The sequence below is a fragment of the Aeromicrobium fastidiosum genome (genome assembly GCF_017876595.1).
GTDB lineage: Bacteria > Actinomycetota > Actinomycetes > Propionibacteriales > Nocardioidaceae > Aeromicrobium > Aeromicrobium fastidiosum.
The window spans coordinates 962,812-985,190 of record NZ_JAGIOG010000001.1 but is presented as its reverse complement, the minus strand read 5'-3'; the positions used below and the strand labels follow the sequence as shown (position 1 = coordinate 985,190).

Annotated in this window: 24 protein-coding genes; 15 read left to right on the top strand and 9 right to left on the bottom strand. The window is 69.8% G+C overall.

All coding sequences use genetic code 11. The annotated features are described in order from the left end of the window. Positions 1-7 precede the first annotated feature (7 nt). The gene (serA, locus tag JOF40_RS04875) at positions 8-1,252 is read left to right on the top strand and encodes a phosphoglycerate dehydrogenase (RefSeq protein ID WP_245343094.1); all 1,245 of its coding nucleotides are present in this window, start codon (positions 8-10) and stop codon (positions 1,250-1,252) included. Between the two features lie 42 nt (positions 1,253-1,294). Continuing rightward, a complete protein-coding gene (locus tag JOF40_RS04870) occupies positions 1,295-1,813 on the top strand; it encodes an RDD family protein (RefSeq protein WP_129180625.1) in 519 nt (172 codons plus the stop codon). Between the two features lies 1 nt (position 1,814). Here JOF40_RS04870 and JOF40_RS04865 read toward each other — a convergent pair whose 3' ends face one another. From JOF40_RS04865 to JOF40_RS04845, 5 genes are all read right to left on the bottom strand, one after another. Then, positions 1,815-2,618, bottom strand: a complete 804-nt coding sequence (locus tag JOF40_RS04865) for an NAD-dependent protein deacetylase (RefSeq protein WP_246152762.1) — start codon at positions 2,616-2,618, stop codon at positions 1,815-1,817. Between the two features lie 9 nt (positions 2,619-2,627). Continuing rightward, positions 2,628-3,206, bottom strand: a complete 579-nt coding sequence (locus tag JOF40_RS04860) for a hypothetical protein (protein ID WP_129180623.1) — start codon at positions 3,204-3,206, stop codon at positions 2,628-2,630. Positions 3,207-3,311: 105 nt separating this feature from the next. Beyond that, on the bottom strand, positions 3,312-3,839 hold the full coding sequence (locus JOF40_RS04855; RefSeq protein ID WP_129180621.1) for a DUF1697 domain-containing protein: 528 nt from the start codon (positions 3,837-3,839) through the stop codon (positions 3,312-3,314). A 16-nt stretch (positions 3,840-3,855) separates the two neighbouring features. Beyond that, on the bottom strand, positions 3,856-4,197 hold the full coding sequence (locus tag JOF40_RS04850) for a hypothetical protein (RefSeq protein ID WP_129180619.1): 342 nt from the start codon (positions 4,195-4,197) through the stop codon (positions 3,856-3,858). A gap of 53 nt (positions 4,198-4,250) precedes the next feature. After that, on the bottom strand, positions 4,251-6,260 hold the full coding sequence (locus tag JOF40_RS04845) for an NADPH-dependent 2,4-dienoyl-CoA reductase (protein ID WP_129180617.1): 2,010 nt from the start codon (positions 6,258-6,260) through the stop codon (positions 4,251-4,253). A 26-nt stretch (positions 6,261-6,286) separates the two neighbouring features. Here JOF40_RS04845 and JOF40_RS04840 point away from each other — a divergent pair, with 26 nt between their 5' ends. Next, complete coding sequence (locus tag JOF40_RS04840) at positions 6,287-6,535, top strand: SCO4848 family membrane protein (protein WP_209674385.1); 249 nt, start codon at positions 6,287-6,289, stop codon at positions 6,533-6,535. Here the strand turns inward: JOF40_RS04840 and JOF40_RS04835 are convergent. Further along, entirely contained in the window at positions 6,502-7,050 is a 549-nt protein-coding gene (locus tag JOF40_RS04835) for a PadR family transcriptional regulator (protein ID WP_129180613.1), read from the bottom strand. The two genes, JOF40_RS04840 and JOF40_RS04835, sit on opposite strands and share 34 nt — an antisense overlap. Before the next feature lie 80 nt (positions 7,051-7,130). On the opposite strand from JOF40_RS04835, the gene JOF40_RS04830 reads away from it, so the two are divergent. Genes JOF40_RS04830 through JOF40_RS04810 form a run of 5 tightly spaced genes read left to right on the top strand, consistent with a single transcriptional unit; the run spans position 7,131 to position 11,655 of the window. After that, positions 7,131-8,132, top strand: a complete 1,002-nt coding sequence (locus JOF40_RS04830; RefSeq protein ID WP_129180611.1) for an adenylate/guanylate cyclase domain-containing protein — start codon at positions 7,131-7,133, stop codon at positions 8,130-8,132. A 16-nt stretch (positions 8,133-8,148) separates the two neighbouring features. Further along, on the top strand, positions 8,149-9,039 hold the full coding sequence (locus JOF40_RS04825) for an ABC transporter substrate-binding protein (protein WP_129180609.1): 891 nt from the start codon (positions 8,149-8,151) through the stop codon (positions 9,037-9,039). Next, positions 9,036-9,887 (top strand): amino acid ABC transporter permease, encoded by an 852-nt coding sequence (locus JOF40_RS04820; RefSeq protein WP_129180607.1) that lies wholly within the window; start codon positions 9,036-9,038, stop codon positions 9,885-9,887. The genes JOF40_RS04825 and JOF40_RS04820 overlap by 4 nt, the downstream gene beginning before the upstream one ends. Then, the gene (locus JOF40_RS04815) at positions 9,887-10,621 is read left to right on the top strand and encodes an amino acid ABC transporter ATP-binding protein (protein ID WP_281064695.1); all 735 of its coding nucleotides are present in this window, start codon (positions 9,887-9,889) and stop codon (positions 10,619-10,621) included. Before JOF40_RS04820 ends, JOF40_RS04815 begins: the two co-directional genes overlap by 1 nt. Continuing rightward, a complete protein-coding gene (locus JOF40_RS04810; protein WP_129180605.1) occupies positions 10,618-11,655 on the top strand; it encodes an alpha-hydroxy acid oxidase in 1,038 nt (345 codons plus the stop codon). The genes JOF40_RS04815 and JOF40_RS04810 overlap by 4 nt, the downstream gene beginning before the upstream one ends. Here the strand turns inward: JOF40_RS04810 and JOF40_RS04805 are convergent. Beyond that, positions 11,636-12,736: an NAD(P)-binding domain-containing protein gene (locus tag JOF40_RS04805; protein ID WP_129180603.1), complete on the bottom strand. Its 1,101-nt coding sequence runs from the start codon at positions 12,734-12,736 to the stop codon at positions 11,636-11,638. The genes JOF40_RS04810 and JOF40_RS04805 overlap by 20 nt on opposite strands. A gap of 145 nt (positions 12,737-12,881) precedes the next feature. On the opposite strand from JOF40_RS04805, the gene JOF40_RS04800 reads away from it, so the two are divergent. Beyond that, positions 12,882-13,223: a hypothetical protein gene (locus JOF40_RS04800; protein WP_129180601.1), complete on the top strand. Its 342-nt coding sequence runs from the start codon at positions 12,882-12,884 to the stop codon at positions 13,221-13,223. Between the two features lie 10 nt (positions 13,224-13,233). Here JOF40_RS04800 and JOF40_RS04795 read toward each other — a convergent pair whose 3' ends face one another. Further along, positions 13,234-14,040, bottom strand: coding sequence for an alpha/beta fold hydrolase (locus JOF40_RS04795; RefSeq protein ID WP_129180599.1), 807 nt, complete (start codon positions 14,038-14,040; stop codon positions 13,234-13,236). 85 nt (positions 14,041-14,125) lie between these two features. Between JOF40_RS04795 and JOF40_RS04790 the strand changes: the two genes are divergently transcribed. The 3 genes from JOF40_RS04790 to JOF40_RS04780 all read left to right on the top strand — a co-directional run bounded on the left by JOF40_RS04790 (position 14,126) and on the right by JOF40_RS04780 (position 16,705). Next, positions 14,126-15,277 (top strand): CaiB/BaiF CoA transferase family protein, encoded by a 1,152-nt coding sequence (locus tag JOF40_RS04790; protein ID WP_188111681.1) that lies wholly within the window; start codon positions 14,126-14,128, stop codon positions 15,275-15,277. Between the two features lie 41 nt (positions 15,278-15,318). Beyond that, on the top strand, positions 15,319-16,461 hold the full coding sequence (locus JOF40_RS04785; protein ID WP_129180597.1) for an acyl-CoA dehydrogenase family protein: 1,143 nt from the start codon (positions 15,319-15,321) through the stop codon (positions 16,459-16,461). 64 nt (positions 16,462-16,525) lie between these two features. After that, positions 16,526-16,705, top strand: coding sequence for a hypothetical protein (locus JOF40_RS04780; protein WP_129180595.1), 180 nt, complete (start codon positions 16,526-16,528; stop codon positions 16,703-16,705). 132 nt (positions 16,706-16,837) lie between these two features. Here the strand turns inward: JOF40_RS04780 and JOF40_RS04775 are convergent, their stop codons facing one another. Further along, positions 16,838-17,560: a MerR family transcriptional regulator gene (locus JOF40_RS04775; protein ID WP_246152760.1), complete on the bottom strand. Its 723-nt coding sequence runs from the start codon at positions 17,558-17,560 to the stop codon at positions 16,838-16,840. Positions 17,561-17,682: 122 nt separating this feature from the next. On the opposite strand from JOF40_RS04775, the gene JOF40_RS04770 reads away from it, so the two are divergent. The 3 genes from JOF40_RS04770 (at position 17,683) to JOF40_RS04760 (ending at position 22,376) form a co-directional block, all read left to right on the top strand. Further along, positions 17,683-18,900, top strand: a complete 1,218-nt coding sequence (locus tag JOF40_RS04770) for an acetyl-CoA C-acetyltransferase (RefSeq protein ID WP_129180591.1) — start codon at positions 17,683-17,685, stop codon at positions 18,898-18,900. Positions 18,901-18,949: 49 nt separating this feature from the next. Further along, on the top strand, positions 18,950-21,136 hold the full coding sequence (locus JOF40_RS04765; RefSeq protein ID WP_129180589.1) for a 3-hydroxyacyl-CoA dehydrogenase NAD-binding domain-containing protein: 2,187 nt from the start codon (positions 18,950-18,952) through the stop codon (positions 21,134-21,136). A 187-nt stretch (positions 21,137-21,323) separates the two neighbouring features. After that, positions 21,324-22,376: a FecCD family ABC transporter permease gene (locus tag JOF40_RS04760; protein ID WP_129180587.1), complete on the top strand. Its 1,053-nt coding sequence runs from the start codon at positions 21,324-21,326 to the stop codon at positions 22,374-22,376. Positions 22,377-22,379: the final 3 nt, after the last annotated feature.

Sequence of the window (22,379 nt, the reverse complement as noted above, 5' to 3'; positions counted from 1 at the left end):
GATGACCATGACGACGACTGATCCCTTTCCTACTTCGTTGCTGGACGACGGCGACGTCCGCGTGCTGCTGCTCGAGAACATCCACACCGACGGGGCCGACTTCCTGCGCGGCAAGGGATTCCAGGTCGAGACGCAGACCGGCGCACTCGGTGAGGACGAGCTCATCGAGGCGATCCAGGGCGTGCACCTGCTCGGCATCCGCTCGACGACCTACATCACCGAGAAGGTCCTCGACGCGGCTCCCGACCTGCTCGCGATCGGCGCGTTCTGCATCGGCACCAACCAGATCGACCTCGCCGCCACGACGGCGCGCGGTGTCGCGGTGTTCAACGCGCCGTACTCCAACACCCGCAGCGTCGTCGAGCTCGCGATCGCCGAGATCATCTCGCTCGCGCGCCGCCTGCACGAGAAGTCCACCGACATGCACGCCGGCGTGTGGAACAAGTCGGCCGCCGGCAGCCACGAGATCCGCGGCCGCACGCTCGGCATCATCGGCTACGGCAACATCGGCAGCCAGCTCTCGGTCATCGCCGAGGCGCTCGGCCTGTCGGTCGTGTTCTACGACATCGACGACAAGCTCGCGCTCGGCAACGCCAAGCGCTGCTCGACGCTCGAGGAGCTGCTCGCTATCTCCGACGTCGTCACGCTGCACGTCGACGGCCGCCCCGGCAACGCCGGGCTGTTCGGCGACGACGAGATGCGCCAGATGAAGCCCCGCTCGCTGTTCCTCAACCTGTCGCGCGGCATCGCGGTCGACACCGCGGCGCTGCGCACGCACCTGGAGTCGGGCCACATCGCCGGTGCCGCGGTAGACGTCTTCCCGATCGAGCCCAAGAAGCAGGGCGATGCCTTCGAGTCCGACCTGCGCGGGCTCAAGAACGTCATCCTCACCCCGCACGTGGGCGGGTCGACCGAGGAGGCGCAGCAGGACATCGGACGCTTCGTGGCCTCCAAGCTGCGCTCGTACGCCGCGTTCGGCGGCACGTCGCTGAGCGTCAACATGCCCGAGATCAACCTGCCCGCCGACACCACCAAGCACCGTCTGGCGCTCGTGCACCGCAACGCCCCCGGCGTGCTGGCGACGATCAACGGCCTGCTCGGCGAGCACGACGTCAACATCGAGGCGCAGTCGTTGTCGACCCGCGGCGAGATCGGCTACGTGCTGACCGACGTCGCCGACGAGGTCGGTCCCGAGGTGCTCAAGGAGCTCGCCGGGCTGCCCGAGACGGTTCGCCTGCGCCAGCTGAGCTGACGATGGTGCGGGGCGGGGCGCGATCTCGATAGGGTGTCTCCCATGTCAGACCCACAGACGCCCCCCGTCCCGCCCGCCGGCTCGGCCTTCCCGCCCCCGCCGCCCGCCGGTGCCTACCAGCCGCCCCCGGCCGGATGGGCCCCTGCACCCGTCGGCCCCGGCTTCCACGTCGACCAGGCCAGCGGGCTCGCCCTGCCCGACGGCGTCGAGCTCGCCTCGAACGGCCGCCGCATCGGTGCCTACTTCCTGTCGATCCCGCTGGCGATCGTCACGCTCGGCATCGGCTACCTCATCTGGGGCGCCATCGTCTGGGGCAAGGGCACGTCGCCCGCGCTGCAGGTGCTCGGCATGAAGGTCTACCGGCCCGAGCAGCGCTCGACCGCCACGTGGGGAACCATGGCGCTGCGCAACATCATCGGCGGCATCGCCCAGGGCATCCTGTCGATCATCACGATGCTGATCTCGTTCGTGCTGTTCCTGACGCGCCCCGATCGCAAGTCGCTGCCCGACCTCATCGCCAGCACCGTCGTCGTCCACGACCCCCGCAAGATCCTGGGCTGATTCAGCCCGCAAGGACCGCCCGCGCGAGCGTCTCCGCGACGCCGGCCTCGAGCTTGATGCTGGCGAGCGGGTCGCCGCGGGTGGTCCCCCGATTGACGATGACGATCGGGATGCCCCGCTGGTGCGCGGCCTTGACGAACCGCAGGCCCGACATGACGTGCAGCGACGACCCGAGCACGACGAGCGCCTCGGCCTCGGCGACCAGCGCGTAGGACCGCTCGACCCGGTCCTTCGGCACGTTCTCGCCGAAGAACACGACATCGGGCTTGAGATCCCCGCCGCACGTCAGGCACGGGGCGACCACGAAGTCGCCCGTGTCGCCCAGCACGACGTCGCCGTCGGGGGCGATCTCGCCGACGCGCGACTCGTAGCCTGGGTTGAGGGCTGCGAGCCGCTCATGCAGGTCGGCGCGGGTCGTGACCTCGCGACAGGCCAGGCAGACGACCCGGTCGATGCGGCCGTGCAGGTCGATGACGTCGCGGTGGCCCGCCCGCTCGTGCAGGCCGTCGACGTTCTGCGTGATGAGACCCGTGAGCCGGCCGGCGTCCTGCATCGCGACCAGCATCTCGTGGGTCGCATTGGGCTCCGCAGTCCACATGCGCGCCCAGCCGACGTGCGACCTCGCCCAGTAGCGCTGCCGTCCCTCCGCCGTGCGGACGAACTCCTGGTAGGTCATCGGCGTGCGGACGGGCGACGTCGGTCCCCGGTAGTCGGGGATGCCCGAGTCGGTCGAGACCCCCGCGCCGGTCAGCACGAGCAAGCGCCGGTCCCCGAGCACGTCGTGGAGGTCGGACGGGATGGACACGCGTCCAGCCTAGGTCGACTCTTGGCGGCGCGCTTCACGCTTGTCGTCGTCGAGCGCCGTGTAGACCAGCGTGCGGAACACCAACCAAACGGCCGAAGCGACGAGAGCGAAGATGCCGAGGGCTCCACGAACTGCCTCGGTTCCTTCCGGCAACGGGTCGGGGTACGCGTAGCCGACGAGGAAGGTGGTGGCGTACGCGGCGATCGCAGCAGTGGCCCAGCGCCGGGCAGCCGCCAGGCGTCGCTGGTTGCGAGGGCTGCGGACCGTACGGCCGCGGTCGCCGAGGGTCCTCAGCACTCTTCGGCGCTGGATGCGCGCGCCCGCGAACGTCCCCGCCCACAGGAGTGCGACACCCAGCCAGCCGAGGCCGACGGGATGACCGTGCACCAACAGCGCGATCGCGCCGGCCACGCTCAGCAGCGACCACGTCGCCGTGTATACAGCCACCACGGGAGACTCGGCGTTCTGGCGCGTGTAGCGAAGCTGGTCCTCGTCGGCTCGATCGAGATGGCCGACGGAGCGTAGGCCCAAGACCGTCAGGGCCAGTGCCGAGCCCGCGAGCACATAGCCCACGATCAATGCACCCATCGCTCGAGGCTACGCGAGTTCAGCGATCGGCGAGCGGTGTCATTGCGTGGCGGGGTGCGCAGATGGTGCGCGACCGGCAAGGGCCGAGCACGTCGTGGAGGTCGGTCACGTCGCGAGCTCGATGAGCTTGCGGACCGTGTTGAGGTTGCGGGCCGTGCCGGGCACGCCGAGCGCCCTGCCGATCTGGTCCGACTTCATCTGCGGCCGACCAGCACCGTCCGCGTACCGGATGTGCATCTCGCTGCCGATGACGTCCCAGCGGTCGTCGTGCGTCTCGTGGGTGCGCGCCTTCTCGAGGGCCGCGGGGGTCGGCACCCCGGCCAGGAAGCTGACGTACGAGAACTTCGGCTCGACGATCTCGAACGGATGGGCGTCGAGAGCGTCCCGCACCTGCTCGGGAGAGCGCGAGATGACGTCGCGGAAGAAGCCGAAGCGCTGCTCGACGGCCTGCTCGAGCGAGCGGTCGAAGGCGTCCGGGTCGCTCGGCACGTCGGCGACGAGGTTGCCCGACGCGATGTACGTGCGCACGTCGGTCGCTCCGAGGTCGGTCGCGATGGCGCGAAGGTCGGCCATCGGCAGCTTTCCCCCGCCGCCGACGTTGACGGCGCGCAGCAGGATGATCCGGACGGGCATGCCTCCAGTATCGCGCTCAGCGCACCATGAGCATCACGAAGCCGACGGTCAGCGCCACCGTGACGACGATGCCGCCGAGGGCCCGCAACCAGGCGGGTCGGCCGCGGCGCGACGCGCGGACGATCGCGATCGGGACCAGCACGAGCAGCACGGCCAGGGCGATCCAGTAGCCGAACAGGACGGCCCCGAAGTAGTCGGTGTCGCAGACCGCGGGCTCGTCGCTCACGCTGCCGCACGAGTCGGTCATGAAGACCGACGTGATCGCCAGCAGCGCGAGCACTGCCGACAGCAGCAGCTGCAGGACGTAGATGACCCAGGCGGCGGCGGTGCCGGAGCGGGTCGTGGAGGTGTCGTTCACCGCGTGACCGTAGCGCGACGACGACCTGTCACGGACCGTTTCGGGCGACGCCGTCAGAGGCGGGCCGCGAGCTCGGTGGCCTGCTTGATGGCCCGCTTGGCGTCGAGCTCGGCCGCGACGTCGGCTCCGCCGATGACGTGGACGGGCACGCCGGCGGCCTCGAGCGGGTCGACGAGGTCGCGGACGGATTCTTGGCCGGTGCACAGCACGATCGTGTCGACCTCGAGCACCCGGCTGTGGTCGCCGACCGTGATGTGCAGGCCCTCGTCGTCGATCCGGTCGTACGTGACGCCCTTGATCATCTCGACGTCGGCGTCCTTGAGCGTCTGACGGTGCACCCAGCCGGACGTCTTGCCGAGCCCCTTGCCGAGCTCGGTCGTCTTGCGCTGCAGCAGGTGCACCTGTCGGCGGGCGGGAGCCTTGACCTTGGTGGCCAGCCCGCCGCGCTCCAGGGCCGGATCGGTGACGCCCCAGCGGTGCATCCACTCCTCGACCGACTCGTCGGGCTCGTGCAGCAGGAACTCCGACACGTCGAAGCCGATGCCGCCGGCGCCCACGACAGCCACCGTCCGGCCGACGGGGACGCGGTCGCGGACGACCTGCTGGTAGTCGACGACCGACGGGTGGTCGACCCCGGGGATCGACGGGATGCGCGGCGTGACGCCGGTCGCGACGACGACCTCGTCGAAGCCGGCCAGGTCGGCGACCGTGGCGCGGGTGCCGAGGTGCAGCACGACCCCGCCGAGCTCGAGGCGTCGCGAGAAGTAGCGGATCGTCTCGGTGAACTCCTCCTTGCCGGGGATCTGCATCGCGATCCGGAACTGTCCGCCCACCTCGGGCAGCGCCTCGAACAGCTCGACGGCGTGACCGCGTCCCGACAGCTCGGCCGCGGCGGCGAGTCCGGCAGGCCCGGCACCGACGACGGCGATGCGCTTGGCGGCGCGGGTGGGCGACAGCACCAGGGTCGTCTCGTGCCCTGCACGGGGGTTGATCATGCAGCTCGCGCGCTTGTTCTGGAAGGTGTGGTCGAGGCAGGCCTGGTTGCACGCGATGCAGGTGTTGATCTCATCGGCGCGCCCCTCGGCGGCCTTCTGCACGAAGTACGGGTCGGACAGCAGCGGACGGGCCATCGACACGAGATCGGCCTGCCCCGAGGCGATGATCTCCTCGGCCACCTCGGGGGTGTTGATCCGGTTGGACGCCACGACGGGCACCGACACCTCGGGCCGCAGCTTGCCGGTGACCCACGAGAACGCCCCGCGCGGCACCGACGTGACGATCGTCGGGATGCGGGCCTCGTGCCAGCCGATGCCGGTGTTGATGATCGAGACGCCGGCAGCCTCGATCTTCGTGGCGAGGGTGACGGTCTCGTCCCAGCTCTGCGCGTCGTCGACGAGGTCGAGCAGCGACATCCGGTACATCACGATGAAGTCGTCGCCGACGGCCTGGCGCACCCGGTCGACGATCTCGACGGGGAACCGCATGCGGTTCTCGGCGCTGCCGCCCCAGCGATCGGTGCGGTCGTTGGTGCGGGCGGTCAGCATCTGGTTGATCAGGTAGCCCTCGGAGCCCATGATCTCGACGCCGTCGTAGCCGGCGCGCCGGGCCAGCACGGCGGACGCCGCGAAGTCGTCGACCGTCCGGCCGACCTCCTTGGTCGTCATGGCCTTGGGTTTGCCGAACGGGGTGATGGGCGACGGCTTGGCCGAGGCGGCCCGCTTGAACGGGTGGTAGCCGTAGCGGCCGGCGTGCAGCAGCTGCATCACGATCTTGCCGTCGTGCTCGTGCACTGCGTCCGTCACGACGCGATGCTTGTCGGCGAGCCGGGCGGACGTCATGAGCGAGCCGAACGGCAGCAGCCAGCCGTGCCAGTTGGGGGCGTAGCCGCCGGTGACCGACAGGGCCACCCCGCCCTTGGCCCGTTCGGCGAAGTAGGCCGCGAGCTCGGGCAGGTGCTTGGCACGGTCCTCCATGCCGGTGTGCATCGAGCCCATGATGACCCGGTTGCGCAGCGTCGTGTGCCCGAGGTCGAGCGGCTCGAGCAGGTGGGGATAGGGGCTCATGGGGTCTCCTGTGATGGGATGGTCTGGTGATCTCGAAGACTGCGGCCCGGTTCCTCGTCGTGGCGGGCGTCTTCAACGTCGTGATCTGGCCCCGGTTCGCCAAGGCGATCGTCGACGACGACCGCGCGTGGTCGGGCGAGCGTTGGCACAGCACCCCGCAGGCGTTCTTCTGGGTGCACGCCGTGCTGATCACGACCGCGATCGTCATCGGCCTCGGCGTGCTGGTCGTGGGTGTGCGTGCTCACCGGTCCGCCTCGGCGTCGAGCAGTCGCTGAAGGATCTCGTCGCACCACCTGATCGCGGTCTCCTCGGTCAGCAGGCCGCCGCGCAGCACGAGCCAGCCGCCGAGCTGATCGTGCGTCAGGGAGTCCGGGTCGGGGTAGAACTTCGCCGCGCTCTCGACGTAGTAGGCCAGGCGATCGGCGTGGTGGCGGCGCTGCCGGCGCACGTCCTCGACGATCGCGGCGGCGTCGCCGAACGGCAGGGCGCGCAGCTTGACCGAGAACTCGCTGCGCAGGTGCTCCTCGGCGGTCGGACGCGCCGTCCACGCCGCCAGCTCCGTGCGACCGGCGCTCGTCACGACGTAGACCTTCTTGTCGGGCCGTCCGGCCTGGGCCACGGTCTCGGACGACACCCAGCCATCGCCCTCCATGCGGGCCAGCACCTTGTAGATCTGCTGGTGGCTGGCCTTCCAGAAGTGGCCGATCGAGGCGTCGAACCGGCGTGCCAGGTCGTAGCCCGAGGCGGAGCGCTCCGCGAGGGACACGAGGATCGCATGCTCCAGGGCCATGGCCGGACGGTAGTACGTCCAGCACGCATGTGCAACTGGTTGCATAAGCGGGGACGTCCCGGGCGGGATAGCATCTGGCGATGACGTCAGACGACCAGCCGGCCTTCGATCCGTCCCTGCTGATCGACGTCGCCTCGGCCTACCTGTTCGACGCGCCGCCCTCCCTGACCCAGGAGGAGGTCGCCGAGGCCGCGGGTGTCGACATTGACGAGGCCAATGCGATGTGGCGGCACCTCGGGTTCTCCGAGGTGGGGCCGGGGGTCGTGGCGTTCACCCCGGCCGATGTCGAGGCACTGCGCATCACCCGCCGCCTGACCGATCTCGGCGTCGTCGACCCCGAGCGCATGCCGCAGTTCGTCCGGTCGATGGGTCGCTCGTTCTCGCGTCTGGCCGACTGGCAGACCCGCTTGCTCCTCTCCTCGCTCAGCGCCGACGACGGGGGCGACGAGCCGCCGCTCGAGGTGCTGACCGAGGTCATCCCGATGGTCGAGGAGGTGCAGGGCTACATCTGGCGGCGTCACCTGCTGGCGACCGCGAGCCGCATGGCACTGCGCGGTTCCGCCGGCGGCGCGACGTCGACCGAGACGACGGTCGGCTTCGTCGACATCGTCGGCTACACGTCACGCAGCCGCCAGATGAGCACGCGCGCGCTGGGCGAGATGGTCGAGTGGTTCGAGCGCGTCGTCACAGACCTCGTGGTCGAGCGCGACGGCCAGGTGGTCAAGACCATCGGTGACGAGGTGCTCTACACCGTCGACGACCCGTTCGACGCCGCCGATCTCGCGCTGCTTCTGGTCGAGCGGTCGGAGCACGACGAGCAGTTCCCGGAGGTACGGGTCGGGTCCGCGCACGGCCCCGTTCTCGCCCGTCTGGGCGACGTCTTCGGGCCCACGGTCAACCTGGCATCGCGGCTCACGTCGATCGCCCGGCCGGGTCGCGTGCTGGTCGACTCCGAGCTCGCCGGCATCCTGCGCGAGGAGTCCGACACCTACCGGCTGCGGCGCACACGACGCACCTCGGTCAAGGGCTACGAGCACCTGGAGCCGTGGGCGCTGAAGCGGCCGCGGCTGCGCGGCGACTGACACTACGATTCTCTTCATGAACATCTCCCCCTCCACGGGCCTCACCGGCCTCGCGGCGCTCGCGCTCGCCCTGACCGCGGCCTGCGCCCCCACCGACTCGGCCGGGTCCGACGGTGCCTCCTCCTCGTCGGCCGTCGCGACAGCCACCTCGCTGGCCGACTGCAAGCCCGCCGACCTGCCGCTGCTGAAGTCCGGCACCTTCACGATCGCCACCGACGACCCCGCCTTCGAGCCGTGGTTCGTCGACAACGACCCCACCACCGGCAAGGGCTTCGAGAGCGCCGTGGCCTACGCGGTCGCCGACAAGCTGGGCTTCGCCAAGGACGACGTCACATGGGTCAAGGCGGGCTTCAACCAGGCCGTCCAGGCCGGCACCAAGTCGTTCGACGTCGACATCAACCAGTTCTCGATCACGAAGGACCGCGCCAAGGCGGTCGACTTCTCGTCGCCGTACTACTCGGCCGCGCAGGCGATCATCACGCTGAAGGACTCGAAGTTCGCGGGTGCGACCTCGCTCGCCGAGCTCAAGGACGCCAAGCTCGGTGCGCAGGTCGCGACGACCTCGCTCGAGGCCATCAAGCAGATCGCGCCCACGAGCGACCCGCTCGTCTACGACGACACGACCAAGGCTGCTCAGGCCCTGCAGAACGGTCAGGTCGACGCCGTCGTCGCCGACCTTCCCTCGGCCTACTACCTGACCGCGGCCGAGCTCGACGGCGCGACGATCGTCGGGCAGTTCCAGCCCACGACGGGTGAGTCCGAGCAGTTCGGCCTGCTGTTGGCCAAGGACAGCAAGCTGACCCCGTGCGTGAGCCTCGCGGTCGACGCGCTGGCCGACGACGGCACTCTCAAGGCCCTCCAGGAGGAGTGGCTCAACCAGGCCACCGACGTGCCCGAGCTGAAGTGACCGAGGCCGCAGCGTCCGGGGTCAGCCAGCGTCAGCTCGAGCGAGCCTCGTACCGCCGTCGCCGTGCCCGCACGCGGGCCGCGGTGGCGGTGCTCTCGACCGTCGTCGTGCTGGGTGCCCTGGCCCTGGCCGTGACCCAGTCCCCGGGCTGGCCCCGTGTGCGCGCGACGTACTTCGACCTGGGCGACGCCAAGGCCGTCCTGCCCGACGTCGCGAGGGCCTTCTGGCTCAACATCCGGCTGTTCCTCGTGGCCGAGGTGTTCATCCTGGTCGTCGCGATCACCGTCGCGATCATCCGGGTGGTGCCGTCGCCGGCACTCGCGCCGATCAAGCTGCTGGCCGTCGTCTACACCGACGTCTTTCGCGGCACGCCCACGATCCTCGTGGTGTTCCTCGTCGGCTTCGGCGTGCCGGCGCTGGCCCTGGCCGGTCTGCCGACGAGCCTGTTCTGGCTCGGTGTCATCGCCCTGACCCTCAGCTACGGCGCGTACGTCGCCGAGGTGCTGCGCGCGGGCATCCTGTCGATCCACCCCACGCAGTGGGCCAGCGGACGCGCGCTCGGGCTGTCGTACGGGCAGACGATGCGCCACATCGTCCTGCCGCAGGCGATCCGCCGGGTCGCCCCGCCGCTGCTCAACGACTTCGTGTCGCTGCAGAAGGACACCGCCCTGCTGTCGATCATCGGACTGGTCGAGGCGCTGCGCGTCGCCCAGGTCGACTCCGGACGCACCTTCGCGTTCACGGGGTACGTCGTCGCGGCATGCTTCTTCATCGTCGCGACGATCCCGTTGGCCCGCTTCACCGACTACCTGACGGTGCGCTCGCTGCGCCGCGAGAACGGAATCTGATGGGCGCGATGCTCCGGGCCGATGCCGTCCGCAAGTCGTTCGGCGACCACGAGGTGCTGAAGGGCGTCTCGCTCGACATCACCGCGGGCGAGGTCGTCTGCCTGATCGGTGCTTCCGGCTCGGGCAAGTCGACCCTGCTGCGCTGCCTCAACCTGCTCGAGCAGGTCGACGACGGCGACATCTGGTTCGGCGACCGCGAGATCACCGATCCGCGCGTCGACGCCGATGCCGTCCGCCGCGACATCGGGATCGTGTTCCAGGCCTACAACCTGTTCCCGCACCTGACGGTCGAGCAGAACATCGTGCTCGGACCCGTGAAGTCGCGGGGCGAGTCGCGGGAGGCAGCGCGGACCCGGGCTCACACCTTGCTCGAACGGGTCGGCCTGGCCGACCGCGCCGGTGCCTACCCGGATGCGATGTCGGGTGGTCAGCAGCAGCGGGTCGCGCTGGTGCGGGCCATCGCGATGCAGCCGCGGCTGCTGCTGCTCGACGAGATCACGTCGGCGCTCGACCCCATGCTCGTCGGCGAGGTGCTCGACGTCATCCGCGACCTGCGGGCCGAGGGCATGACGATCGTCATGGCGACGCACGAGATGACCTTCGCCCGCGAGGTGTCCGACCGCATCGTGTTCATGGCCGACGGGCGCATCGAGGAGTCGGGCACGCCCGAGCAGATGTTCACCGCGCCGCGCAGCCCCCGCACAGCCGAGTTCCTGGCCAGGCACCTGTCATGACGCACGACTTCGAGGCGCGGGCCGCCGAGCTGCTCGACGCCGGTGCGCACGGCTACTTCGCCGGTGGTGCCGGTGACGAGCTGACGCTGCGCGACAACGAGGCGTCCTGGGGGCGTGTGGCCCTGACGCCGCGGGTGCTGGTCGACGTCGCGCACCGCGACACGTCCGTGACCCTGCTGGGACGTGAGCGGGCGCACCCGTTCCTCGTCGCGCCGACGGCGTACCAGCTCGAGGCGCACCAGGACGGCGAGACCGGAACGGCGCGCGCGGCCGCGGCCACCGGCTCGATCATGGTGCTGTCGTCGCAGACGACGACCGACCCGCGGGAGGTGGCGGCGGCTGTGGGGACAGCCGACCGCTGGTTCCAGCTGTACGTCTACCGCGACCGCGGCCTGTCGCACGATCTCGTCGCGGCAGCGCGCGAGGGAGGCTACGAGGCCCTCGTCATCACGGTCGACTTCCCGTTCGGCGGTCGTCGTGAGCGCACCGAACGCTCCGGGTTCACGCTGAGCCACCCTCCCTTCGTCGATGGCCTCGCAGGTCCGCTGTCGCTGGCCGAGCGCCACGCGATGCACGATCCGACCCTCACGTGGGACGACATCGCCGCGTTCGGCGAGGCCAGTGGCCTGCCCGTCGTCCTCAAGGGAATCCTGCACCCGGCCGATGCCGCGCGTGCGGTCGACGCGGGCGTGGCCGGCATCGTGGTGTCCAACCACGGCGGCCGCCAGCTCGACACCGTCCTGTCGGGGGCCGACGCCCTGGGTCCTGTCGTCGAGGCGGTCGACGGGCGCATCGACGTGCTGGTCGACGGCGGCATCCGCCGGGGGTGGGACGCCGCGAAGGCCCTCGCCCTGGGAGCCGACGCGGTGCTGGTCGGACGTCCGGTGCTGTGGGGGCTCGCGTGCGAGGGTGCGGCCGGTGCCCAGCAGGCGCTGGAGCAGCTCGTCGAGGAGTTCGACGAGACCCTGGGCCTGCTCGGCTGCCCGCGGGCCCGCGACCTCGACGGGTCGTACGTCACCCGACGTCCGAGCTGATCCTCCCGAGAGCAGCGACCACGCCGCGAGCCGCGACACGTCCGGCCCGGTTGGCACCGATCGTGCTCGCCGAGGGGCCGTAGCCCACGAGCTGGACCCGCGGATCGGCGACGGCGGTCGTGCCGTCGAGCTGGATGCCGCCCAGGGGGCTGCGCAGGTGCAGCGGTGCCAGGTGCTCGACGGCGGGTCGGAATCCCGTCGCCCACAGGATCACGTCGGCCCGCTCGAACGCTCTGCCCCCTGAGCCCGTCGCTCCGACCCCTGAGCTTGTCGAAGGGGCCCACCGCACGCCGTCCCGCTCGATCGAGCTGAACATCGGTCGCCGGTCGGCATACGCACCGAGCCGCTCGGCCTCGCGCTCCTGCTCCCGCAGCTGCAGACCCGTCACGCTGACGACGCTGCGCGGCGGCAGCCCCTGCCGCACGCGCTCCTCGACCTTGGCGACGACCTCGCGGCCCAGCTCGGGCGAGAAGTCGCGGTCGTTCCAGACGGGTTCGCGCCGGGTGACCCACAGGGTGTCGGTGATCGGTGCGAGGGCGCCGATGAACTGGACCGCGGAGGCACCGCCCCCGACGACCACGACCCGCCGGCCGCGGAAGTGCTCGGGGCCGGGGTAGGCGACGGTGTGCAGCTGCTCGCCCGCGAACGTCTCGATGCCGGGCACGTGGGGGACGAAGGGCCGCGTCCAGGTGCCGGTGGCGTTGACGAGCGTGCGGGTCGTCCACGACTGCCCGCCCTCGGCCTCGACCACCAGCTGCCCGTCGACGTCGTGCACGCGGCGGACGCGCACGGGCCGCTCGACGGGCAGCTCGTGACGTGCCTCGTAGTCGGCGAAGTAGGCGGGCACGAACTGGTTGGCCCGTTCGTGCCCCGAGTCGGCCGGGATGTCCTGGCCTGGCAGGTCGGCGACGCGGTGCACGTCGTCCATCGTCAGCGCGTCCCAGCGATGCTGCCACGCCCCGCCGGGGCGCTCGTCGGCGTCGAGCACGACGTGCCGGATGCCGCGTCGCCCCAGGTGGTACGACGTCGACAGCCCGGCCTGGCCCGCCCCGATCACGAGGCTGTCGAGGACGCGTGACATGGACGCGTCAACACCCGGTTGGAGATGGACATTCCGGAGGTGTCGGCCCAGAACTTGTCATGCGACTGATAAGTATCCGACCATTGTGCAGATCGCTGCTGTCTCCGCTGGCTCCCTGGCAGTCGCGCGGCCTACTGTCGGCCGCGTGCCGGCGCTCCACGTAGACGACGTAGTCGGCCTCTGGGGTGCTGACGCCGACGCACGCTCCACGCCTGCGCACCTCCAAACCGAGCCGTGGATCCAGTTCGACGAGCATGGCTTCTATCGCGGTTTCGACGGCTGTCGCCTGGTGGGCGGTTCGTGGTGCGTCGACGTCGTCAGCAGGACGATCACGGTGGAGAAGTTCGGTGCTGTGGGTCTCGGTGCGGGGGGCAAGGTGCCCGGATGGTCGCAGGAGAGGACCTTCACGTCGATGACGGTCGAATCGGACCGGCTCGTCTACCGGCTCGGGGCCGCCGAGCCCAGATCCCTGACGCGACGCCGGTGATGGTGAGGTGTCAGGCCGCGGCCGGTGCCTGACGATCGGCGGCGGTGGTCTGCTCGATGACCCGGGCCACGAGCGCGGGATCGTCGATCATCGGCACGTGCCCGCAGTGCGGCAGCGCGACGTGACGCGCCTCGGGCAGTCGCTCCTGGGCGATCGCCGACGAGCTGTACGGCAGGATCAGGTCGCGCGTGCCCCAGGCGATCGTCGTCGGCACGTCGAGGTGCTCACGGAACGAGTACGTGACGCCCTTGACGATCGTCCGCTCGAAGCCGTGGCAGCGCTTGAGCGCGAGGGCGTCGCCGAAGACCTCGTCGGCCGTGAACCGCTCGGGGTGCGCGTAGAGCGAGGACCCGGCGAGCCGGCGTCCGAAGCCGCTGCGTGACACCGCACGCAGCACGCTGTCGGGCAGCTGGCTGGTGACGCGCAGCAGCACGAGCAGCACCAGGGTCTGCACGCGGTTGAGGGTGCCGAAGAAGCCGGCGGGGCTGAGCGCCGTCACGGAGCGGGCCAGCCCGCGGGCACCCAGCTCGAGGGCGATCGCCCCGCCGAGGGAGTTGCCGACGACGTGCGGCCGCTCGATGCCCCAGTGGGCGAAGTTGTCGCTGAGGTTGTCGCAGGCATTGTCCATGTCGTACGACGACTTGAGCGGATAGGCCGGCGACTCGCCGAACCCGGCCAGGTCGACCGCGATGACGTCGTACGACTGCGCGAGCAGCTCGAACACCGGGTCCCACGCCTGGCGCCGGTGGCCGATGCCGTGGATGAGGACGAGGGGCTCGCCGGAGCCCTTGCGCGTGTAGACCAGTTCGGAGAGCATGCGGATCAAGATACCGACGGTATGTGGATGTGTCACCCATGCCGTCCGGTTGCCATTGTGACAGCACTACTGTCACAATTGTGGTGTGACGATCACAGAGAAGTCCGGACCCCTCCACGGCGTGCGTGTCGTCGAGCTCGTCGGCATCGGCCCAGGCCCCTTCGCCGCGATGCTGCTGGCCGACCTCGGGGCCGACGTCATCCGCGTCGACCGTCCCGGCGGCAACGCCCTGCAGCTCGGCCCCGCCGACAAGGACATCCTCGGCCGCGGTCGACCGTCCGTCGCGATCGACCTCAAGAACCCGCGTGGCGTCGAGACCGTGCTCGACCTCGTGGCATCCGCCGACATCCTGATCGAGGGCCTGCGCCCCGGCGTCACCGAGCGGCTCGGTCTCGGACCCGCCGACTGCCACGCCCGCAACCCCGCCCTCGTCTACGGACGCATGACCGGCTGGGGCCAGGACGGTCCGTTGGCCCAGACGGCCGGCCACGACATCAACTACATCGCCGTCGCGGGAGCGCTGGGCGCGATCGGTCGTGCGGGCGGTCCGCCCCAGGTGCCGCTCAACCTGGTCGGCGACTTCGCCGGCGGCTCGCTCTACCTCGTGACCGGGCTGCTCGCAGCGCTGACCCACGCACGAGCGACCGGCGAGGGGCAGGTCGTCGACGCCGCGATCACCGACGGCACGGCCCACCTGATGTCGATGATCGTCGCGATGCAGCAGTCAGGCAGCTGGAACGACCAGCGCGGCACCAACATGCTCGACACCGGCACGCCGTTCTACGACGTCTTCGAGACGTCCGACGGGCAGTGGATGTCGGTCGGACCGCTCGAGCCGCAGTTCTTCGCCGCGCTGCAGCAGGGCCTCGGCATCGAGCTGCCGGGCCAGTACGACTTCGCCCGGTGGGGCGAGCTGCGCGAGACGCTCTCGTCGACCTTCGCGAGCCGCACGCGTGACGAGTGGGTCGAGACGTTCGACGGCACCGATGCCTGCGTGGCCCCCGTCCTGAGCCTGCCCGAGGCCTACGAGCACCCTCACAACGTCGCCCGCGGCACGTACGTCACGAAGGACGGGCTGACCCAGCCGGCACCTGCACCACGCTTCTCCGCCACCCCCGCGACGCTGACCACCCCGCCCGAGCGCCCCGGCGCGAGCACCTCCGCGGCCCTCACCGCCTGGGGCGTCGCCGACGTCGACCAGCTCATCGCCGACGGCGTCGCCGTCCAGGCCAACTGACACCACCACCACCACCGCCACCACAGAAGACAGGGACCATCATGAAGAGGAACATCTTCGACGCCGACCACGAGGCGTTCCGCGACACCGTCCGCTCGTTCTGCGAGAAGGAGATCGCTCCGCACCACGACCAGTGGGAGAAGGACGCGATCGTCCCCCGCGACATCTGGACCAAGGCCGGCGACATGGGCCTGCTCGGCTTCATGATGCCCGAGGAGCACGGCGGAGGTGGCGTCACCGACTTCCGGTACAACGCGATCCTCACCGAGGAGATCACCCGCATCGGTGCCAGCGGCATCGGCTTCGTCATCCAGACCGATCTCGTGTCGGGCTACCTGCTCTCGCACGCGACCGAGGAGCAGAAGGCGCGCTGGTTCCCGAAGTTCTGCAGCGGCGAGATGATCACCGCGATCGCCATGACCGAGCCCGGTACCGGCTCCGACCTGCAGGGCATCAAGACCACCGCCGTGCTGGACGGTGACGAGTACGTCATCAACGGCTCCAAGACGTTCATCACCAACGGCATCAACGCCGACTTCGTGATCGTCGTGTGCCAGACCGATCCGTCGGCCGGCGCGATGGGCTTCTCGCTGGTCGTCGTCGAGCGCGGGGCCAAGGGCTTCGAGCGCGGCCGCAACCTCGACAAGATCGGCCTCAAGGCGCAGGACACCGCCGAGCTGTTCTTCGACGACGTGCGGGTGCCCAAGAGCAACCTGCTGGGCGAGGCCGGCCACGGCTTCATCTACCTGATGGAGAAGCTGCCGCAGGAGCGCCTGTCGATCTCGGTCGTCGCAGCAGCCGCTTCCCGCCGGATGATCGACATGACGCTCGACTACGTCAAGGAGCGCAAGGCGTTCGGCAAGCCGATCGGCTCGTTCCAGAACTCGCGCTTCGCGATGGCCGAGATGGAGACCGAGGCGCGCATCGCGCAGGTGTTCGTCGACGAGTCGATCACGCAGCTCAACGCCGGCACGCTGACGGTCGAGGACGCCGCGATGGGCAAGTGGTGGACGACCGAGCTGCAGAAGAGGGTCGCCGACCAGTGCCTGCAGCTGCACGGCGGCTACGGCTACATGTCGGAGTACCCGATCTCGAAGGCGTACCTCGACACGCGCATCCAGACGATCTACGGCGGCACGACCGAGATCATGAAGGAGATCGTGGGACGCGGCATGGGCATCTGAGCCTCGTCCACGGCGCGGCTCCCGACACCTTCCGGTCGTCGGGGGCCGCGTCTATTCTGGCCACATGAGCGACGCGCAGACCTGGACCACGATCGGCGGCGCTTTCGTGGTGGAGGCCACCTTCATGCTGGCGTTCATGGCCATCCTCGTGCGGCTGTTCGGTCAGAACCTCGACGCCCGCTTCGGTGCCCTGAGTGCCGTCATGACGGCCGGCTTCGAGCAGGTCGACCGCCGGTTCGAGTAGGTCGACCGCCGGTTCGAGCAGGTCGAGCGTCGCCTCGACCGCATCGAGAACCGGGTCGACGCCCTCGATCGCGACGTCACGGCCATCACCAGCCGCCTGATGGACGGCCCAGACACGCCGTAGCCGGCCCGGCTACGTGCGGCGCCGCACCGACTCGCGCTTCGACTCGTCGACGGCCGACTCGTACGCCGTCACGAGCGCCTGGATCGTCAGGGGCTTGAACCGCTCGACCAGCGCCGTGATGTCCTCGGGTGGACGACCGGACGCCCGCAGCTCGGGCCACCACATGGTGCGGAAGACCTCGGTGATCTCGCGGGCGACGGCCTTGCCCGCCTCGTCGAAGATCTTGCGCGAGGCCAGGGCGACCTCGATCGGCATGTCGGTCTCGATGAACTGGATTCCCACGGCCAGGTGGGCGGGGGCGACCTGGAAGACGTCCTCGGCGGGGGTGGGCTCCACGACGCCGAGGGCGATCAGCATCTCGATGTCGTCGTCGGTCAGCGGTCGCCCGGCGCGCAGCTCGAGCGACGGACGGTCGAGCTCCTCGGGGCGGTCCGCCATCCACGGGGCGAGCAGCGTGCGGTGCAGCGCGACCTGCTCGGGCGTCGCGGTCGACGGGATGTTCTCGAGGTAGCCCTCGATCGCCGACAGCGTGAACCCGTGACCCTGCAGCTCGCGGACGAGCTCGAGTCGGGCGATGTGGTCGGGGCCGTAGAACCCGTTGCGGCCCTCGCGGCGAGGCGGCGGGATCAGGCCGCGGCCGGCGTAGAAGCGCACCGTGCGGACGGTCATGCCGACGCGGGACGCTAGCTGCTCGACGCTCATCGTCTCTGCGGGGGTCGTGTTGGTGGTCACGAACCCATTCAACACCCGACCCTTGGACTTTGACAGTGTTGGTGTCACAATCGACAGTGCCGCCTTCGTGCGGCACCTGTTCTCCATCCACATCTGCGGGACACATCTCAAAGGAATCCGTTATGACCGAGGCCTTCGTCTACGACGCCATCCGCACGCCGCGTGGCCGCGGCAAGAAGACCGGATCGCTCCACGAGGTCAAGCCGATCTCGCTGGTCACCGGTCTGGTCGACGAGCTGCGCAAGCGCAACCCCACGCTCGACACCGACGGCATCGAGGACCTCGTCCTCGGCAGCGTGTCGCCCGTCGGCGACCAGGGCGGCGACATCGCCAAGACCGCGGCGCTCGCCGCCGGGCTGCCCGACACCGTCGCCGGCGTGCAGCTCAACCGCTTCTGCGCCTCGGGCCTCGAGGCCGTCAACCAGGCCTCGGCGCGCGTGCGCTCGGGCTGGGAGGACCTGATCCTCGCCGGTGGAGTCGAGTCGATGAGCCGCGTCCCGATGGGCTCCGACGGCGGCGCGTGGGCCATGGACCCCCGCACGTCCTTCGACACCGACTTCGTGCCGCAGGGCATCGGTGCCGACCTGATCGCCACGATCGAGGGCTACAGCCGCCACGACGTCGACACCTTCGCCGCCGAGTCGCAGGCCCGCGCCGCCAAGGCCATCGCCAACGGCTACTTCGCCAACTCGGTCATCCCGGTCAAGGACGCCTCGGGCCTGACGATCCTCGACCACGACGAGTTCGTCCGCGAGGGCACCACGGCCGAGAGCCTCGGCAAGCTGCCCGCCTCGTTCGCGCAGATCGGCGACCAGGGCGGCTTCGACTCCGTCGCCCTCGAGAAGTACCACTGGGTCGAGAAGATCGACCACGTCCACCACGCCGGCAACTCCTCGGGCATCGTCGACGGCGCGGCCCTCGTGCTGATCGGCAACGAGAAGGCCGGCGAGCGCCACGGTCTCAAGCCCCGCGCGCGCATCGTCTCGGCCGCGGTCTCGGGATCCGATCCCACGATCATGCTGACGGGCCCCGGCCCGGCCAGCCTCAAGGCCCTCGAGCGTGCCGGTCTCAGCATCGGCGACATCGACCTGCTCGAGATCAACGAGGCCTTCGCGGCCGTCGCCCTGCGCCTCATGAAGGACCTCGGCGGCTACCCGCACGACCAGACCAACGTCAACGGCGGCTCGATCGCGATGGGTCACCCGCTGGGTGCGACCGGCGCGATGATCCTCGGCACGCTCGTCGACGAGCTCGAGCGTCGCGACCAGCGCTACGGCCTGGCCACGCTGTGCGTCGGCGGCGGCATGGGCATCGCCACCGTCGTCGAGCGCCTCCGCTGATCCCTCCGCTCGTCTCCTCCTCCTTCTTCTTGACCAGAAAGACACACCCATGACCGAAGCAGTGCGTTACGAGGCCGAGGGCGGCGTCGTCAACCTCGTCCTCGACGATCCCAACCAGAGTGCCAACACGATGAACCAGGACTACTCCGCCTCGATGGCCAAGGCCGTCGACCGGCTGGTCCAGCAGATCACCGACGACCCCGACTCGGTCCAGGGCGTCATCATCTCCTCGGCCAAGAAGACCTTCTTCGCCGGCGGTGACCTCAAGCTCATGACCCAGTCGACCCCGGCGGACGCCCAGCGTCTGTTCGACGAGGTCGAGGGCATCAAGGCCACGCTCCGCAAGCTCGAGACGTCCGGCAAGCCCGTCGTCGCGGCGATCAACGGCGCCGCGCTCGGCGGCGGGCTCGAGATCGCGCTCGCGGCCCACCACCGCATCGCGGTCGACGGCGGCTACTCGATCGGCCTGCCCGAGGCGACGCTCGGCCTGCTGCCCGGCGGCGGTGGCGTCACCCGCACCGTCCGCATGTTCGGCATCTCCGACGCGCTCATGAAGTTCCTGCTGCAGGGTCAGCAGATGAAGCCGTCCAAGGCGCTCTCGGAGGGCCTCGTCGACGAGGTCGTCGCGACGCAGGACGAGCTGATCCCGGCCGCCAAGGCTTGGATCGAGGCCAACGCCGGCAACGAGGAGGCCGCGACCCAGCCCTGGGACCGCAAGGGCTACCGCATCCCGGGCGGCACGCCGTCCACCCCGAAGTTCGCCGCGTTCCTGCCGGCGTTCCCGGCCAACCTGCGCAAGCAGACCAAGGGCGCGCTCTACAAGGCGCCGCGCAACATCATGAGCGCCGCGGTCGAGGGCTCGCAGGTCGACTTCGAGACTGCGACCCGCATCGAGTCGCGCTACCTCGTCGAGCTCATCGTCGGCCAGCAGTTCAAGAACATGACGCAGGCCTTCTTCTTCGACCTCGGCGCGATCAACGCCGGAAAGTCGCGCCCCGAGGGCATCGCGCCCACCAAGGCTGAGAAGGTCGCCGTCCTCGGCGCCGGCATGATGGGCGCGGGCATCGCCTACGTCTCGGCCAAGGCCGGCATGCAGGTCGTGCTCAAGGACATCTCGCTCGAGGCCGCCGAGAAGGGCAAGGCCTACAGCCAGACCATCGTCGACAAGGCCGTCTCGCGAGGACGTCTGACGCAGGAGAAGGCCGATGCCCTCCTCGCACTCATCACGCCGACCGACGACTACGCCGACCTTGAGGGCTGCGACTTCGTCGTCGAGGCCGTCTTCGAGTCGGTCAAGCTCAAGCACGAGGTCTTCGGCGAGGTGCAGAAGGTCGTCAAGTCCGACGCCCTGCTGGGCTCCAACACGTCGACGCTGCCCATCACGATCCTCGCCGACGGCGTCGATCGTCCCGAGGACTTCATCGGCATCCACTTCTTCTCGCCCGTCGACAAGATGCCGCTGGTCGAGATCATCGCCGGCAAGGACACGTCCGACGAGGCCATCGCGCGCGTCATCGACTACACCAAGGCGATCAAGAAGACGCCGATCGTGGTCGGCGACAGCCGCGGCTTCTACACCAGCCGCGTCATCGGCACGTTCGTCAACGAGGGCGTCGGCATGCTGTCCGAGGGCGTCTCGCCCGTCAGCATCGAGCGGGCCACGACGCAGGCCGGCTTCCCGGCTCCTGTGCTGCAGCTCAGCGACGAGCTCAACCTCGAGCTCATGGTCAAGATCCGCAACGAGTCGAAGGCCGCTGCCGAAGAGGCCGGACAGGCGTGGCCCGAGAGCGCGTCGGAGAAGGTCATCGACACGATGATCGAGCTCGGCCGCCCGAGCCGCCTGAAGGGTGCGGGGTTCTACGAGTACGTCGACGGCAAGCGCCAGGGACTCTGGAGCGGACTGGCCGAGCAGTTCCCGGTCGCCGACGAGCAGCCGGCTTTCGAGGACCTCAAGGAGCGGCTGACGTTCATCATGAGCATCGAGTCGATCAAGTGCCTCGACGAGGGACTGCTGTCGGTGCCCGACGCCAACATCGGCTCGATCTTCGGCATCGGCTTCCCGGCCCTGCAGGGTGGAGCGATCCAGTACGTCAACGGCTACGAGGCCGCCGACGGCTCGATCGGCATCGAGGCCTTCACGGCTCGCGCCCAGGAGCTCGCCGCCAAGTACGGCGACCGGTTCACCCCGCCGGCCTCGTTGCTCGAGAAGAGCAAGAACGGCGAGAAGTACGTCTGAGGACGTTCGTCCGAGCTCGTCCGCGACGACGCCCCCGCAGCCCCCAGGGTTGCGGGGGCGTCGTGCATGACTGACGTGTCGACGTTCGGGTCGCCGGGACGACCTATACGTCGAAAGATCCGTCCCGTCCGCTGTGACGCAGGCACGGTGGATTGGCAAGGCATACCTAAGTTAGGCTGACGGGGCCATGACCGTCAGCGACCGCCTCGTGCCTGCCTCCGAGCAGCGCCCGACCCACCGCTCCCGGGCCGTGCTCTCGACCGGCTTCGTGATCCTGATCGGCGTGCTGGCCGTCGTGTGCTTCTTCAGCATCACGATGGGTGCCCGCGGCGTCGGCCTCTCCACGATCTGGAAGGCGTTCGACGACTACGACCCCGGCAACGCGTCCGAGACCGTGATCCGCGAGCTGCGCGTGCCCCGCACCCTGATCGGCATCGTCGCCGGCGCGGCGCTCGGCCTGAGCGGCGCGATCCTGCAGGGCGTCACCCGCAACCCGCTGGCCGATCCCGGCATCATGGGCATCAACGCGGGCGCGGCGGCGTTCATCGTGTTCGGCATCATGGTGCTGGGCGTCCAGTCGGTCAGCACCTACGTCTGGTTCGCCTTCGCCGGCGCCGGCTTGGCCACCGTCGTGGTCTACGGCATCGCCTCGTTCGGACGCGAAGGGGCCACGCCGGTCAAGCTGGCCCTCGCCGGGGCGGCGGTCACCGCGATCCTGTCGTCGTTCACGTCGGCGATCATCATGACCAACGTCTCGGCGCTCAACGAGCTGCGCTTCTGGCAGGTCGGGTCGCTCGCCGGTCGCTACTTCCCGGTGTTCTGGCAGACCCTCCCGTTCCTGGCGCTCGGCATCGTGCTGGCGCTCGGCACGGGCCGGGCCCTCAACGGCCTGGCCCTCGGCGAGGACCTCGCTCTCGCCCTCGGCCAGCGGGTGCGGCTGACCCGCGTCATGATGTTCGTGACCGTCGCGGTGCTGTGCGGCGCGGCCACCGCCGCCTGCGGCCCGATCGTGTTCGTGGGCCTCATCGTGCCGCACCTGGCCCGGATGATCTGCGGCCCCGACTACCGCTGGATCCTGTCGTACTCGCTGCTGCTCACACCCATCGTGCTGCTCGCCGCCGACATCGTCGGTCGCCTCATCATCTCGCCCGGCGAGCTGCAGGTCGGTGTCGTGATCGGTGTCCTCGGGGCCCCGGCCTTCATCCTGCTCGTCCGCTACCGCAACCTCGCGGAGCTCTGATCG